Annotated in this window: 20 protein-coding genes and 1 tRNA gene; 10 read left to right on the top strand and 11 right to left on the bottom strand. The window is 33.4% G+C overall.

From position 1 onward, the window contains the following. Positions 1-24 precede the first annotated feature (24 nt). Positions 25-423: a DoxX family protein gene (locus O5640_RS05520; RefSeq protein WP_269613692.1), complete on the bottom strand. Its 399-nt coding sequence runs from the start codon at positions 421-423 to the stop codon at positions 25-27. Between the two features lie 429 nt (positions 424-852). Here O5640_RS05520 and O5640_RS05515 point away from each other — a divergent pair, with 429 nt between their 5' ends. The 3 genes from O5640_RS05515 (at position 853) to O5640_RS05505 (ending at position 3067) form a co-directional block, all read left to right on the top strand. Beyond that, on the top strand, positions 853-1101 hold the full coding sequence (locus O5640_RS05515) for a hypothetical protein (RefSeq protein ID WP_269613691.1): 249 nt from the start codon (positions 853-855) through the stop codon (positions 1099-1101). Between the two features lie 244 nt (positions 1102-1345). After that, a complete protein-coding gene (locus O5640_RS05510; protein ID WP_269613689.1) occupies positions 1346-2146 on the top strand; it encodes a GAF domain-containing protein in 801 nt (266 codons plus the stop codon). Positions 2147-2200: 54 nt separating this feature from the next. Then, positions 2201-3067: an EamA family transporter gene (locus O5640_RS05505; protein ID WP_269613688.1), complete on the top strand. Its 867-nt coding sequence runs from the start codon at positions 2201-2203 to the stop codon at positions 3065-3067. On the opposite strand, the gene O5640_RS05500 is transcribed toward O5640_RS05505, so the two are convergent. The 4 genes from O5640_RS05500 to murD form a co-directional block, all read right to left on the bottom strand. Beyond that, entirely contained in the window at positions 3064-3309 is a 246-nt protein-coding gene (locus tag O5640_RS05500) for a hypothetical protein (RefSeq protein WP_269613687.1), read from the bottom strand. The genes O5640_RS05505 and O5640_RS05500 overlap by 4 nt on opposite strands. A gap of 47 nt (positions 3310-3356) precedes the next feature. Beyond that, positions 3357-3779, bottom strand: coding sequence for a hypothetical protein (locus tag O5640_RS05495; protein WP_269613686.1), 423 nt, complete (start codon positions 3777-3779; stop codon positions 3357-3359). Positions 3780-3895: 116 nt separating this feature from the next. Further along, positions 3896-4246, bottom strand: a complete 351-nt coding sequence (locus O5640_RS05490) for an MATH domain-containing protein (RefSeq protein WP_269613685.1) — start codon at positions 4244-4246, stop codon at positions 3896-3898. A 36-nt stretch (positions 4247-4282) separates the two neighbouring features. Beyond that, positions 4283-5704: a UDP-N-acetylmuramoyl-L-alanine--D-glutamate ligase gene (gene murD, locus O5640_RS05485; protein ID WP_269613684.1), complete on the bottom strand. Its 1422-nt coding sequence runs from the start codon at positions 5702-5704 to the stop codon at positions 4283-4285. 191 nt (positions 5705-5895) lie between these two features. On the opposite strand from murD, the gene O5640_RS05480 reads away from it, so the two are divergent. Further along, complete coding sequence (locus O5640_RS05480) at positions 5896-6042, top strand: hypothetical protein (protein ID WP_269613682.1); 147 nt, start codon at positions 5896-5898, stop codon at positions 6040-6042. Positions 6043-6089: 47 nt separating this feature from the next. Here O5640_RS05480 and O5640_RS05475 read toward each other — a convergent pair. From O5640_RS05475 to O5640_RS05465, 3 genes are all read right to left on the bottom strand, one after another. Beyond that, a tRNA-Val gene (locus tag O5640_RS05475) sits at positions 6090-6161 on the bottom strand. 66 nt (positions 6162-6227) lie between these two features. Further along, positions 6228-7016, bottom strand: coding sequence for a photosystem II S4 domain protein (locus O5640_RS05470; protein ID WP_269613680.1), 789 nt, complete (start codon positions 7014-7016; stop codon positions 6228-6230). A gap of 143 nt (positions 7017-7159) precedes the next feature. Continuing rightward, positions 7160-7726, bottom strand: a complete 567-nt coding sequence (locus O5640_RS05465) for a hypothetical protein (protein ID WP_269613679.1) — start codon at positions 7724-7726, stop codon at positions 7160-7162. Between the two features lie 104 nt (positions 7727-7830). On the opposite strand from O5640_RS05465, the gene serA reads away from it, so the two are divergent. The 5 genes from serA (at position 7831) to O5640_RS05440 (ending at position 11504) form a co-directional block, all read left to right on the top strand. Beyond that, entirely contained in the window at positions 7831-9417 is a 1587-nt protein-coding gene (gene serA / locus O5640_RS05460) for a phosphoglycerate dehydrogenase (protein ID WP_269613678.1), read from the top strand. A gap of 25 nt (positions 9418-9442) precedes the next feature. After that, positions 9443-10354, top strand: coding sequence for a 50S ribosomal protein L11 methyltransferase (gene prmA, locus O5640_RS05455; protein ID WP_269613677.1), 912 nt, complete (start codon positions 9443-9445; stop codon positions 10352-10354). Between the two features lie 36 nt (positions 10355-10390). After that, positions 10391-10690, top strand: a complete 300-nt coding sequence (locus O5640_RS05450) for a 2Fe-2S iron-sulfur cluster-binding protein (RefSeq protein WP_269613676.1) — start codon at positions 10391-10393, stop codon at positions 10688-10690. 109 nt (positions 10691-10799) lie between these two features. Next, positions 10800-11189, top strand: a complete 390-nt coding sequence (locus O5640_RS05445; protein ID WP_269613674.1) for a hypothetical protein — start codon at positions 10800-10802, stop codon at positions 11187-11189. A gap of 123 nt (positions 11190-11312) precedes the next feature. Continuing rightward, positions 11313-11504, top strand: coding sequence for a hypothetical protein (locus tag O5640_RS05440; RefSeq protein ID WP_011295270.1), 192 nt, complete (start codon positions 11313-11315; stop codon positions 11502-11504). 74 nt (positions 11505-11578) lie between these two features. Here the strand turns inward: O5640_RS05440 and O5640_RS05435 are convergent, their stop codons facing one another. Both O5640_RS05435 and rnz read right to left on the bottom strand, forming a co-directional pair. Beyond that, on the bottom strand, positions 11579-12127 hold the full coding sequence (locus O5640_RS05435; RefSeq protein WP_269613671.1) for a pentapeptide repeat-containing protein: 549 nt from the start codon (positions 12125-12127) through the stop codon (positions 11579-11581). A gap of 74 nt (positions 12128-12201) precedes the next feature. Further along, positions 12202-13164 carry a ribonuclease Z gene (gene rnz / locus O5640_RS05430; protein ID WP_269613670.1) on the bottom strand — a complete coding sequence of 321 codons (963 nt, stop codon included), beginning with the start codon at positions 13162-13164 and terminating at the stop codon, positions 12202-12204. Between the two features lie 97 nt (positions 13165-13261). Here rnz and O5640_RS05425 point away from each other — a divergent pair, with 97 nt between their 5' ends. After that, entirely contained in the window at positions 13262-14482 is a 1221-nt protein-coding gene (locus O5640_RS05425) for a SpoIID/LytB domain-containing protein (RefSeq protein WP_269613668.1), read from the top strand. Positions 14483-14528: 46 nt separating this feature from the next. Here O5640_RS05425 and truB read toward each other — a convergent pair whose 3' ends face one another. Further along, on the bottom strand, positions 14529-15473 hold the full coding sequence (gene truB / locus O5640_RS05420) for a tRNA pseudouridine(55) synthase TruB (protein ID WP_269613667.1): 945 nt from the start codon (positions 15471-15473) through the stop codon (positions 14529-14531). Positions 15474-15504: the final 31 nt, after the last annotated feature.

Genomic DNA, 15504 nt, shown 5'->3' with positions numbered 1-15504 from the left:
AAGAAGAGAAACAGCTTTATTCGATTATTTATGAATTATCTGATTATTAAAAAGTTCTTTTAATGAGATGCCTTTTACATTATTCATACCAAGAATTAAGCCTCCAACTAGTCCAGCATTCATTAAGACAGCTTTTATTTGAAAAGGAGAAAAATGAAATATAAAAGTTGTTGGTACTATAAATATCAGTAGAAGATATGCGCCTAATCTTTGCTTAAAACCGGAGATGAAAAGTGTTGAGCCAAAAATCAAGCAAATGATGGCCAGCAGTAATAAAAAAGGAGCTAAAGTATGAGGTATATTTTTATTGGAGATAACTTCAACAGTCTGTTCGAAATTTATTATTTTACCAGGAATTGCATAAATAAATATGGCTGAAATTAATATTCTTCCAATTAAATTTTTCGTATGTTCAAAGTTCATTTACTTAATAAGATTGGTGAAAGCTAAGTTTTCTTGAAAAATTTTAATACTTTAAATTGATGTACCTTATAATATTATGCTGTATATATTTTTTTTGTGGATACTTCTCAATTTTTTATATGACTCTAAAGTGTATTAATTTTTTTGTAAGCATTCAAAATACAAATATATTGCTATCTTACTTTTAGATTATTTTATTTTTAATAATGACAAGGGATTCGGACTCAGGTCCATCATTTTATAAGAAGGGTTCGATTCATAACAAAATAGGAATGATATTACTTTGGATCTTTATATGCTTGGCCTTGATTCAAATTTTTATATTGATTCTTAGTTGAAGAGTATTTACATAATTCTTTAATATTAAAAGAGCTTTAAATTTATATAATAATAGATTGGATTTGATTTCAATTTATCTAAGTTCTAATTATGATTGTTCTCAAAATTACTAATGCATCAGATGTTGTTGCCTCTAAAGCAGGTAAATTATTTGAGAAAATGACTCCAGAAATGATTGATCAGAAATTAGTAGAAAGTCAGGTTATTCAACAGATGATTGATCAACTTCAATTAGAGGGCTTGAAAGGGCAGATTTCTAGCGTCAAAGGACTAGATATTAATGATGATACTTTGATAACTAACAGTAGTTTTAAAATTAGATCTACTAAGACCTTTTGAATTAAAAAAATTAATTTAAAGCATTTAATATTTTAATTAAATGAGAAAAGAATAAGCGACGAAAAGCTATTTTAGATAGAATTTCTAGTTTTTTCTTGCCTTTTATTTGGAATTTTTAGTTTGGCCTTGCTTAATTGTATTGAAGCTTTTCTTATAGAAACTTAATTATTATTTATTGAGAAGAGATTAGTTTTTATATGTCAGAATTATCTATTCTTAAAGTTAAGCAATATAAGGAATTATTTTGGGTTTCGGTGCCCCAAAAATAAGCAATGAAGAAGAGCGCTTAAGAGCTCTTGCTGAGTACAGAATTCTTGGTACTCAGCCTGAGCAATGCTATGACGACATTACAAAAATTGCTTCTTTAACTTGTGGAACTCCTATCTCTTTAATGAGTTTGGTTGATACCGATAGGCAATGGTTTAAATCAATGTGTGGGTTTGAGACGAAAGAAACATCAAGGGACGTTTCTTTTTGTGCTCATGCAATTGCTAGTCCAGAACCTTTGATTATTGAGGATGCTCTATTAGATGAAAGATTTAAATCAAATCCTCTAGTAGTTGAGGAGCCAAAAATTCGTTTATATGCTGGTTTCCCATTACAAACCCCAAATGATCAGAGAATAGGCACACTCTGCGTGATTGATAGAAAGCCTGGGCATTTATCTGATCAACAGCATCAAATCATGGAGGCATTATCTAGACAGGTTGTAACCTTATTAGAACTTCGTAAAAGATCTATTCGTCTTCTAGATGCTCTCACTCATATGCATAATACCGAGGGTATTTTAACGACATGTTCATATTGCAAAGAGGTCAGAGATTCTGATGGGGAGTGGCAGCATCTAGAAAAATACCTTTCAAAAATTGCAGATATTCGTTTTAGTCATGGGATTTGTGATTTGTGTATGGAAAAGCACTTTCCTGATGTATTAGAAGTCTGGAGTGATGACAAGCTTAATTTAAATAGTAAAAGAAACAGCCTAGAATGCAAAAAAGTAGTTAGTTTCTTAGATAATAAATTATGTGAGTTACTTGCTTCCTAAACTTTTAATGAATAGATAGATAATTTCAAAACTTATTAATCTAAAAGCTTTAATATGATTGGTTTTTTTGCAGCAATATCTGCAGTACTTTCTTGGACTTTTGCTTGCTCTATTTGGCGTAGAGAATCTGAAAAGTTACTTCCTAGGCAAATTAATATTTATAAAAATGTTCTTGCCTCAATCTTCTTTTTACCAGTTGTCCTAACGATAACTTGGTTCTCTGATGTGTTTTCTATAATTGTTTTGATGATAAGTGGAATTATCGGTATTTCTATAGGGGATACTTTATATATAAATTCTTTAAAAATAATAGGGACTAGAAAAACGCTTTCATTTGAAGCGTTAACGCCTCTAATTGCAACTACTTTAGGAACATTTAGTATCGATGAGATATACCCTCAAAAAGTATGGATAGGATCTTTGATTGTATCTTTTTCTTTATTTATGATTGTACGTCAAAATACATTTCAAAAAGAAGACTCTAAACAAATTAACATTCTAGGCATTCTCTGCGCATTAGGGTCGGTTCTTTGTGCAGTTTTGGCCGCTTTATTGTCAAGGATAATTTTAATTAGTTCTACATTAACCCCATTACAAACCACTGAAATAAGACTTTTATCCGCATCAATATTTTTATTTTTAATTTTTAAAAAAGATTTTTTAAATCTTCTTAATAACAGATCAATCACTAAACAAAATCATTCAAATTTGATTTTATCAACCCTACTTGGTACTAATTTTGGAATATTATTTCAACAGATGGTGTTTAAATTTTTACCTATTGGGATTGGTTGGACTTTGTTAAGTCTTTCTCCTGTCTTTGCACTTTTTATTTCAAAAAGAGAGGGAGATGAAATAAATAAATTGACAATTTTTTATTCTTTTTTATCTTTTATTGGAGTGGCTATTACTTTAAGCTAGACCTCAAAGTAATCATTTTCTTGCCAATATTCATCAGGATCATCTTCTACGTCGGGTGGATCTTCTAGTTCCCCAGGCTTCTCACCAAGTAGTATAAGTAATCCTTCTAAATATCTCATCTCTGAAGGGTCATCAGACTTATCAAGACGGTCCTTTACTTTCTTTGAAACTTGAGGATCTCCTTGCTCTACGGCTTTTGTTAATAAATAGAGAGGATCACTTTTGGGGTCTATTTCTTTCATTTTAAACAGAAATTTTTTAGGTATGTGAGATTTATTTTTTTATATATTCATGATAAATTTCTATCAGTTGTACCTGGATAGAAAAGAGTATTTTGATCAATATTAATTGCTGAAAACTTGATAGGTGCCCAAAATAAATCTCTTGTAATCAAAAAACGAATATCTTTCTCTTTTAAAAACTTCTCATTTACAAGTTCTTGTAGTTGTTTTATCGGGATTTCTCCCCATGTGGTGGAATTAGTTAACCAATTATCCATTTCCCAAACAGGTTCAGAATTTATTATTTGAAATCCAAAGGCTCGTTCCCTGTCTTCTGATATTTCCGAAAGGTACCAATCACCTACAACGCCATATAGGTGACAATAAATTAAATCATCACCGGACCCCTTGCTTTTACCTGATATCGGCTTGATCAACTTGGCGGTTGACTCTGGTAAAAGAACAAGTGGATTTTGATTTTGCTCGGACAAGGTAATTTGAAATGTACAACCCCTATTAAAAGGATTTAAAAACTAATTATATTTTTTTTAAAGTACATTTTGTTATTTTCATTTCTTATGTAATAAACCTAGTATATTTAATTTTATTAACTAGATCCAGTTGCTTTAAGAGCTTGTAAAGCCATATTTATATGTGCCCCCATTGCCCCAAAGGCAATTAGAGATTTAGAATTTTTATTCTTTGTAAGAAGTTCCTCTTTTTTATTCATCATTAATAATATTTTTTGACTTGTTTCTGTCCAATTTTTAATTAAATCATTGAAATCCTGTTCTTCCTTTATTCTTTTGTATTCAGAGGAATTTCTTGAGGTTATATCTTTTTGGGCTTTGATCAAAAAGTCATTTAATTCCTTATGACTAATTGCGTTTTTTGAGAATTGGTTGTTATTCAATTCATATAAGTAAATCTTTTTTAAAGTTATCACGTTTAAAATCACCCCTAAGGGTGGATCCCCGACCAAATATATTACGTTTTAAAAAAGTAGATCATTGCTATCTATATGCCTTTTTACTAGTTCTTTGAAATGATCACCTCTTTCTTCGTAGTTTTGATATTGATCGAAACTTGCACAGGCTGGAGATAATAATATACTTTTTGATGTTACTTTTCTTGCTAAATCAATAGAAGCTATTGTGGCCTCTTCTAGATTTTTTTTGACAATTATGTCTCCTTTATAAGAAGAATTTAAAAGTGCTTTCTGTAAATTATTTGCACTAAGTCCAAATAATACTATTCCATTTGTAGATTGCTTTATTTGCTTTATCCATGGAAGAAAATCCCCCTTCTTTTGTATACCGCCAGCTAGTAAAATTATAGGACTAGGAATAGATTTTAAAGCAGTTATTGATGAGTCGAAATTAGTAGCTTTACTATCATTATAGAACCTTAGATTGTTTATTTTCCCTAGATTCTCCAACCTATGAGGGATGCCTTTAAAAGAACTTATAGATGTAGCAATTGATGAATGATCGAGACCTATTTCTCTTGCTGCAGCTGTTACGAGCAAGAGATTTTGCAAGTTATGATTGCCAGGTATCTTTAGTATAGATTTATGAAATAGTTGCTTTGTGTCCTCAAAAATATAACCTTCTTTATCGACCCAGAATTTTGGATGATAAGAGTAAGAGGAGGGATTATTTGTTCCAACCCAGATACCCTGAGGTAATTCTTTTCTCTTATTGGATAAATTCTTATCATCAGAGTTATAAATTCGAACAGATGATTTCTCTAGTAAACTTCGCTTGATTTTGAAATATGATTCTATATCAAGATGTCTTTCTAAATGATCAGGTGTGAATGTTGTCCATATGCCTATTGTCGGCTCTACTTTGGGTGAACTTTCAATCTGATAACTACTTAATTCTAAAACTAGCCAATTTAATTCTTGATAATTATCGTTCATACTCTCTAAAGCAATTTTAGATAATGCTTTCCCAACATTCCCTCCCATTTCAGTAATTAAATTATTCAATTTAAGGACATGGTTAAGCATATTGGTCACGGTCGTTTTCCCATTTGTTCCTGTAATACCAATAGTAGGAATATGATTTAATCTCTCCCAAGCCAACTCGACTTCTCCTTGAATATTGATATTTCTATTTCTTAATTCTTTTAGTGTTACATGCTTCCAATCTATTCCTGGACTTACAACAATTGAATAAATTCTTTCTATCCATGGTGTAAAATTATTAATATGTAGTTGTTCGCCTAGTAAAATAACATTGATTCCTTCTGACTTTAACTTATCAGATATATTTATTAGTTTTTTATTTGAATTGTTTTCTAATACTAAAACGTTTTTCCCCTCTGATTTTAGTAGCTTCGCAGCACTGATACCTGAGCTACCTAGTCCAAGTACAACATGTAATTGATTTGATTGATTTTGTTTTGACAATTTAATTTAGATTTGATTCTTAAACAAAGATATCTTATGCATTATTACTCGAATACATTTTCTTGCTACAAATATGAATGATTTTACGAAGGAGTTTTTTAACTTGATTTTAATAAGATTAAAAAAACATTAATACTTCTGGCTTTATTCTTTAACTGTTGTTTTGATACAAAGGAATTAGATTCTGTTTAATGCCTGCAAAAATTGATAGTAGCGAAATGTTAGAACAAAAAGCATTGCAAGAATCAAAGAATGTTGAGTATTCTCTAATTGATCTAGTAGATCAGAGTGAGAGTGAAATTACATGGATTAAGCTTCATCAAATGTTTGATAAGTAAAGAACTTCTAACCAGTCAAATACCCATGCAATCTTGAATTTGTTCAATGGGCGATACTGGAATCGAACCAGTGACTCCTACCGTGTCAAGGTAGTGCTCTACCTCTGAGCTAATCGCCCTCAAAAATAAACTTAGGACTTAAACTAAGTTCCTCAATAAAATTAGCAGGCAATAGGACCTAATAATCATTGCCTTAGTAATTTGATTCTCCAACGTTCCTTTTTCGTTTTGTCGATATTTAAAACTTTAAGTGAACCTTTGTTCTCCAAATGAATAAGGTCTCCAATACTTACCGATTTGTTGGGCTGATCATTCAAAGTCCAATTAAGTCGTAAACAGCCTTGTCTTATTTGAGTCGTTATTTTTGATCTTGATAAACCAAAGCCTGCAGAAGCTATTGCGTCAATCCTTTTAGAAGCTTCAACTGTATTAATTATTTTTTCTGCTCTCTTAAAAGGGATCTCCATCTCGTTTTCATCTAATGCTTCAATTACTAATTCAACTTCTCTTAATTTTCCAATTTTTTGATGAATTGAATTGGCACATTTTTGCGAGCACATAGCTTGAGCTCCTCTATCTCTAATTAACCAAATGTCTCCAATTTCACCTGCCTCCACGTCAAGTTCATGTAAGACGTCTCTAAAGTCATTTTCTTTGGCTCTATCAAACAAGAAATTCCCTTTTATATAAATACCTTTTATAGGAATATCGATAGAGGGAGATTTCATTATTTCTTCAGATCTTGTGAAACATATCCTTTTACGTTCTGCGCTAGGGAACCCTCCCTCGAAATGAAGATTTATATCGTTTAAATTATTAAATTTATTTTTAACTTCCTCTATTAATTGTGCTGATACAAAAGGAGTCCATATAGCTATTCTATCTGTAAGAGCCTTCTCTGCGTAGTAAAGTAAATTCTCTAACTCATAACGAAAAGGACTTTTAAATAAAATATTTTCTTTTGGAAGATGCATGAAAATGATAGAAATTTCTTATTCTATAAATTTAAAGTCTAAACGTTTTTTTTTAGAAATATAATATTAGATCTTGGATTAGTACTATTAATACTTACATTAACTTACATTGAATTTTTTATAAATATTATTTAATTTAGTACTTATTCTTTACCTAGGGTTATTATTTCAAGACTCTTTGTTTCTTTTAGAATTTCCCAAGGTGGTTCTATTTCTAATGGTAGTTCCAGAATTAATAGCCAAAAACCTTCTTCACTTTTTTTTCGAAGAACTTTTAAATCATCAACTGTTTCTTGGCTAATCCCTCCGGCTGAAAAAAAACTGCCAAGCGCTCCAGAAATCATTCCAACTGTGCCACCTAAAAGCCTCTCTAATTGATTTGGAAATCCCATGTCTGCAAATGTCTTTAGATCGGTCATTTGAGAAAAGCTTAATCCTGCAATAAATCCAAAGGGAATTAACCATGAAGCCAAAGTTTTTTGGCGATCCTTTCGAGTCAGAGCTGGATTCAAAAGCTTGATATTATTAAAACTTTTTTGATTGGTAAATACTTCTTCAAATGTGTCTGAATTTGAATCCTCATGGTCCGATTGATTGTCCAATGGTTCTACAAGATCGCAATTAAGGATAGGTGTTTGAGCCTCTCTCAATTTGAGTAGAAACTCTTTTGCTGGTTTTTTTTCTTTTAAGATGATGACGTATGTGGACACTAATTACCTCCTTGAAATGTTTGGATATTCAATCCTGCTCAACATAATTCTGGTCAGCGGCAAATAGATCACTAAAGTTCAGATCGGCACGTTTATCGCCTTTAATGACGAAAGTTCTTGTTTCTGATCCCATTGATCAAGCAGGTATAGATATTCTTACTCAGGTTGCTCAGGTTGACCAAAAAGTAGGTCTTTCAATAGATGAGTTAAAGAATATAATTTGTGAGTATGACGGATTAATGATCCGTTCAGGAACTCAAGTTACCTCAGATGTGATTGCTGAGGCAAAGAATTTGAGAATCATTGGTAGAGCAGGAGTTGGCGTAGACAATGTTGATGTTCCAAGCGCAACGAGAAAAGGGGTCTTAGTTGTTAATTCACCGGGTGGAAATACTATCGCTGCAGCAGAGCATGCTCTGGCAATGATTCTTGCATTATCTAGAAATATTCCTCAAGCGCATGCAAGTATGTTTTCTGGAGGTTGGGATAGGAAGAAATATGTAGGGAATGAGCTTTATAAGAAAACTTTAGGAGTGGTTGGACTTGGCAAGATTGGATCTCATGTAGCAAAAGTTGCGAATGCGATGGGTATGGAAGTCATTGGATTTGATCCTTTTGTTTCTAGTGAAAGAGCTCAGCAAATGCAGGTTCGATTAAGTGATATTGATTTGTTGTTCAAAGAATCTGATTATGTAACCCTTCATCTCCCAAGAACTCCTGAAACAGAGAATTTAGTTGATATTGACCTTCTAAGAAAAATGAAACCAACAGCGAGATTGGTCAATTGTGCAAGGGGCGGGATTATCAATGAAAATGATTTAGCTCATGCATTAGAGGCAAATGTTATTCAAGGAGCTGCAATCGATGTTTATGCAAAAGAACCTTTAGTTGAAAATTCCCCTCTTCGTTCCGTAAAAAAAGGCTTGATACTTACGCCACATTTGGGAGCTTCAACTGTTGAAGCTCAGCAAAATGTTGCTATTGATGTCGCAGAACAAATTAGAGATGTTCTTTTAGGCTTGCCAGCGCGCAGCGCCGTAAATATTCCAGGTCTTAGCGCAGAGATAATGGATAGTCTTAAACCACATTTAAAACTTGCCGAGACATTAGGATTATTAGTTAGTCAAATTTCAGGGGGACAGATTCAAAAATTAGAAGTCCGTTTGCAAGGAGAATTTGCTCAACATCCATCTCAGCCTCTTGTTATTGCAACTTTAAAGGGATTACTCACAAGTGCATTGGGAGATAAAATTAATTATGTAAACGCATCATTGGAAGCTAAAGGACGTGGTATTGATGTCGTCGAAATTAAGGATGAGTTGAGCCCAGAGTTTGCTCGAGGATCTTTGCAGTTGGATAGTTTTAGTGACAAAGGTGGACATAGTGTGTCTGGGACTGTTTTTGGTGATGGTGATCTTGGTATTACAAGCATTGATGAGTATCCGATAAACTTTGTACCAAGTAGACATATGCTTTTTACAAGGCATAGAGATATGCCAGGAATCATTGGTCAGATAGGTTCACTTCTTGGAAAATACAATGTGAATATCGCTTCAATGCAAGTTGGAAGAAGAATTGTTAGAGGTGAGGCAGTTATGGTTCTAAGTATCGATGATCCTATTCCCTCTGAATTGTTGGGTTCAATTCTTTCAATGCAAGGTATAAACGAAGCTCATTCCGTGACTTTATAACTTGTTGGTTGAAAAAACTATAGATTTGCAAAACTCCCAGTTTCGTTGGTTGAGATTTGAGCAGGAATTTCCTGTTGAGCTGGAAGATTCTTTTTATTGGCTTCTGAGCAATCTAGAAATTCATAGATTTTCTCTAGAGCATGATCCCATTGAAAATTTGACTAAAACTCTCTTTATATGGATTCCATCGAATGAGTGCTCAGTTAGAGAACAAGAGAGCCTAGTTAAATCATTAATCTCATTGGCAAAAACTTTTGACCTGACTTTGGCTCCTTGCAAATGGATTGAAGTAAAAGATGAAGATTGGAGCTTAAGTTGGAAAAAAAGTTGGAAGCCTGATCCAATAGGAAAATCAATTTTAATTTTACCTGCATGGTTAGACGTTCCTGAAAAATTTTTAGAACGAAAAATCATTCGTTTAGATCCTGGAAGCGCTTTTGGAACTGGCAGCCATCCTTCTACTAGGCTATGTATTGAAGCCTTGGATAATGATCCTCCAGTAGGTCAAGTAATTGCTGATATAGGTTGTGGGAGCGGAATACTATCCATAGCTGCATTGAAATTAGGTGCAAAGAGTACTTTCTCAGTTGATATAGATTCTTTAGCAATATCAGCCACCAGAATTAATGCGGATTTAAATGATATTCCTGAAAACCTCTTAAATTTTTTTCTTGGTTCTATTGAAGAAATTGAGGCGAATATGCCTACGAAAAAAATTGATTTAGTTCTATGCAATATTCTTGCGCCTGTCATAAAATTATTAGGACCCGATTTCGAAAAAATTATTGGTCATAAAGGAAAGGTAATTTTGTCTGGTTTATTAGTTGAGCAAATTGAAGAACTAAAAGATTTCTTTTTACCACTTGGTTGGCAAGTTCTTGAAATCAAAACAAAAGATCAATGGGCCTTAATGGTATTGACTCAGGATTTACCTTAATCAAATAAATTCTAAATTTTCAGATCAAAAACTTTCATGAAATCTTTTAAGGTCACTTTTATTAATGAGTTAAGTGGCCTTAAAGAAATTATTGATATCCCAGATGACAAATATATTCTTGATGCTGCCTGTGAACAAAATATTGATCTTCCTTACTCCTGTCGATCGGGAGCTTGTTCAACTTGTGTCGCAAAATTAGAAAAAGGAGAGGTTGATCAACAGGACCAAAGTTTTTTGGACGATGATCAGATTGAAAAAGGTTATGTTTTGATTTGTATGGCATATCCGACTTCAGATTGCACAATTAGAACTCATGCAGAAGACGAAATGTATTGATATTAATTTTTTCGCCACATTTTCTCCGTTTTGCTTGCCAAAGATCTCCTTCCTCGCCAACCTCTTGTTTATGTGCTCATGGGCGCAAATAAAATTATTTAGGGATTAATTGATTTCAGAAGTTTTGCCAACAAATAAAGTTCAAGGTCTTTTAGACCATGGTTCTATTCATTCAAGTATTGGAGGGCAATTTAGTTTTAGGGTTTTAGGCCCATGCTGTCGTCTCTATGACCGTGAGGAATTGCCTTGGCCCTGTTGTAGGCTCTCATGGCGAAGTAAGGAGCCTAGCTGGAGAAGAATTGGGAAAAGATTGGTTGCTGATATTGCTGCACAAAAATGTCCCTCATATTCTGTTGAGATTATCCAACCAGGAGTGAAACCAACCAGAACTATTTTGACTTTATTTTCTTCTCGTTTAGATACGAATATTCAGGAATGGTGGTATAGCAAACATCCACGTTCTAGAGATAGCTCGAATATTGAGCCTAAATCTGCATGAATTTAGAAAAATTAAAAATTCTTTTTGGATTTAAAGAGATGAAGATATGAAGCATTTCAGGCATAAGTTCATACCATTTTTCAAATTTGAAGGATAATTGTAAGTAATTAATTCAACTCAGGGATGAACTTCGACTATCACGCTGTTGCTTCTGCTGCTACTGCTGCTATTCCTTTGGCTGCTGGAGCCGCGGGAGTTGGTTATTTTATATTGCGCCAAAAAGGCGTTGGTTTTGGCACTTCACATTTGTTAGTTGGGTTGCCAATGTTTGCGGTTGGTGGAGCTGCAGCTGCTTTCTTTCTTATTACAAAGTGAAGAAGTTAGTTTTTAACCAATAAAAAAGGGGCCATTGGCCCCTTTTTTATTGGTTGTTCAATCTTGGATAAATTTTAAGTACCTGGGTTGAAACCTTGACCTTTGGTCGCAGGCACATATCCAGCAGCTGTAGTGCTACAACCAAGACTTTCGGCTGTGCTGCCAGTAGCTACTTCGCAAAGTTTTTTCTGTTGACTTCTATCTAATACAGCATCAGTAAAGTCGGCACCATCAATGGTTGCACCATCAAAAACACTCTTGAGCAACTCTGCACCAGTAAGATTTACGTTGGTTAGGTTCGCATTGTCAAACCTTGTTGCATAAGCAATAACATTGGTCATGTTTGCGCCTGTTAGATCAGAGTTCTTCAAAGTTGAAACACTGAAATAAGCCCCAGTGAAATTAGCTCCACCAAGATCTTTTCCTGATAAGTCGTATTTTACATACTCTGTATTTTGTAAGTCCTTACCAGCCAAGCTTGGATCTAAGCTCTCCACTGAAGAAGGATCGCTGGGATACAAGGCACTTACAGAAAGAGGACTAATAATTAGACTTACAAGCACAGGGATCAAGACAAATAGTCTTGTAAGGGACCGTTTAAGGGAAGAAATAAGAGAATCCATTAATAACGCCAGCGATTAGAGAAGCACCAAACTCGACTATTGTTTCATGTAGAGGCATTTCATAGGTAAAGGGATCACGAACTGTTGCAGTTGCGGGTTTTATTTATATCAATCTGCAGAAAGTCTTTTGCTAACTGAGTATTTGGGAAAATGGCTTTTGCTTCATTAAGCAAATCATTAGGACTTGTTTCATTCCCAGGGGTATATCTCGGACTCAAATGAGTCAAAATTAGTTGATCAACATTTGCTTTTTCAGCAATCTGAGCGGCCATAGTTGCAGTTGAATGTCCTCGTTCATATGCCATTTCAGTTTCTTTATGAGAATATGTGGATTCATGGATTAATAGATTGGCCTCTCTAGAAATTTCTATTGCTGATTCTGTGTAAACAGTATCTGTGCAATAAACCATGCTTTTCCCAGCCCTAGGAGGACCGCAGAATTCTTTTCCAAAGAAAATGCGACCATCTTCTAATGTGACCTTCTCTCCTCTCTGTAAGGCTGCATAGACGGGACCTGGAGGTATTCTTTTTGATTTTGCTTTCTCTATATCGAACCTGCCGGGTCTAGTTTTTTGATTCACTCTGTAAGCAAAAGATGGGATTCGATGCTTGAGTGGAGCAGTTTTGACTTCTAAACTGGAATCTTCAAACAAAATTTCTTTATTAATAGCAGCACTTTCGACCCTATGGAATTTTAAAGAGTAAGCCAATCTGCTCGAACTGTTGTACAGACAAGAATCAATAAAGTTTTTTAGAGGGGCTGGCCCGAATAACTCAATTCCAGAGCTGCTTCCTGCTAACCCAATGCTCGCTAAAAGTCCAGGTAGACCATAAATATGGTCTCCATGCATGTGAGTAATGAATATTTTTTTTATTTGAGATAACTTAAGATTGCTTCTTATGAACTGATGCTGTGTACCTTCGCCACAATCGAACAACCACAATTCTGACCTTTGTGGCGGCTTCAGCACCATCGCTGATACGTTTCTATTTAGAGTTGGAACTCCTGAGCTTGTTCCAAGAAAAGTGACTTGCAAGGTTTCCTCTTTTAAGACATGGTGCTATTCACAGCTTTGACCACTGGTGGATATTCTTTCTTATAGGCAAAATTAGTATCTAAATCCAATTTTTATTGTGAGCGCATCACTTAAAAGAAAATCTTGTTCGGCAATAATCTTTGTATCTATATTTTTCATCTCTCCAATAAAGGCAATTGCGGCAAAAGAACCAATAATGCGTGTCTTGATAAGTAATGAAAATAAGGCAAGATTTAGAGCGGATAGAGTAGAAAATATTTTTGTTCATGGTATCTCTTCTAATCATAGAAAAATTAAATCTTTAAATTTAGTTTATAAAAATAATAAAGTTAAATATTCAATTAATAATAATCTAAATGAATGGTTCGAATTACCAAATAATTTTCATTTGATTATTAGAAATAGTGATAAAAGGGGGATTTGGTTTAAGAATAGAAGATATGCTGGAGAATTAAGAGTTTTATTAAATGATAAGAAGTTAAATATAATAAATCATGTCAAATTAGAGAAGTATTTGCAAAGTGTAGTTGGCAGTGAAATGCCGAAAGAGTTTCCTCTTTCAGCACTTCAAGCTCAGGCTATAGCAGCAAGGACATATGCCTTAAAACTTTTAGATAAAAATAAATTATTTGATATTCATTCAACACAAGCTAGCCAAGTTTATTTAGGACTTGAATCTGAAACAGTAAAAATAAATAGAGCAGTTAGAAGTACAAACTCACTTGCTTTATTTTATAAGAATGAGCTGATTGATGCAGTTTTTCATAGTAGTTCAGGCGGTAGGACTGAGAATAGTGGTCAAGTTTGGAAGTATCAATTACCCTATTTAAAAAGTGTTATTGATTATGATCAAAATAGTATAAAATATAGATGGAAGAATAAATTTACTTCTGCAGAATTGGGAAAGATCTTTTCTGATTTGGGTGGAGTAAATGGTATTCAAATTATAGATAAAAGTGATACTGGCAGAGTCTTAAAAATTAGACTCCATGGAAAGAATGGAAATAGAATTATTTCCGGAAAAAAATTAAGAGAAAGATTGCAATTGAATAGTACTAAATTTGAGGTTGATTTGAAATTTAATCAAATTAATCTAGATAATAAATTAAATTTTGATAATAAAATAATTGACGACTTTCCCCCTCAATCTCTCCCCCCTATTCCAGTAAACTATTTTCTATTTGTTGAAGGTTATGGAGCTGGTCATGGGGTGGGAATGAGTCAATGGGGTGCTAAATCTATGGCTGAAAGAGGCTCAAGTTTTCGTCAAATTCTAAAGCATTATTATTCAGGTGTACAGATAAAAACCTATTATTAAATTATTTCATAGGTACAAAATATTATTATAATATATAGATTTTTGTTTAACCAATTGCATTGAAAACAACCTTTGGTTTGATTTCATAACTTTCATCTAAATGTGCTATACCAAGGATGTTGTTATTTTTATCCAATACTAATATATTTCTAGTATGAATAATACTATCTTCAATATCATTGCTTTTGCCTATCTTTAAACGTTTAATATTATTGTTAAAATTTATCTTCCTACCTGAGCGCCAACTAATAATCTCCTTTTCAGAAATCAATTTAAAAGAAGAAAGATGTTTAAAAAAAATATAAGGATTAAGAACTTTAGGTTTATTTTCCTCTGGATAAAAGTCTGATTTCTCAGGCAGTATTACTGAATGATTTTCTTTGAAATCATATGCTTTTGTACGGCGTAAACTTTTTAAACAGGCACCGCAACCGATTTTTGCTCCAATATCTCTAGCTAAAGATCTGATATATGTTCCCGTTGAGCAGTCAACGTCAACTAATAACTCACCCGTGTTTTGAGACCAGCTTATTAAATTTAAATTATTTATAGTAACTTTTTTAGGATTTAAATCAAATACTTCTCCTTTTCTTGCTTTCTTATAAGCTCTCTCTCCTTTAATATGAACACTAGAAAAAATTGGCGGCTTTTGTATTATCTCACCTCTAAAATTTTCCAGTAGAAAATTTATATTATTTTCACTCATTAATGGCCAATCTCTTGAATCTATAATCTCTCCTTGCATATCATCAGTATTTGTAGTTGTACCTAATTGAATGATCCCTGTATAGGCTTTAGACCCTTGTAAATAAGAGATTAATCTTGTCGCATTACCTATCGCTATTGGAAGTACTCCTGTGACTAGGGGGTCTAGCGTTCCACTATGTCCAATTTTTCTGATACCAAATACTTTTCTAAGTCTATTTACACAATCATGAGAAGTTAGCCCTGCAGGCTTATCAATGACAACAAATCCAAATGGCTTTTCCAAAATTAATATTGTAGCTTGAGGCTTAGATGAA

This window comes from Prochlorococcus marinus str. MIT 0912 (genome assembly GCF_027359595.1).
Classification (GTDB): domain Bacteria; phylum Cyanobacteriota; class Cyanobacteriia; order PCC-6307; family Cyanobiaceae; genus Prochlorococcus_B; species Prochlorococcus_B marinus_C.
The sequence above is the reverse complement of the archived record's forward strand: the minus strand, read 5'-3'. Positions and strand labels throughout refer to the sequence as shown.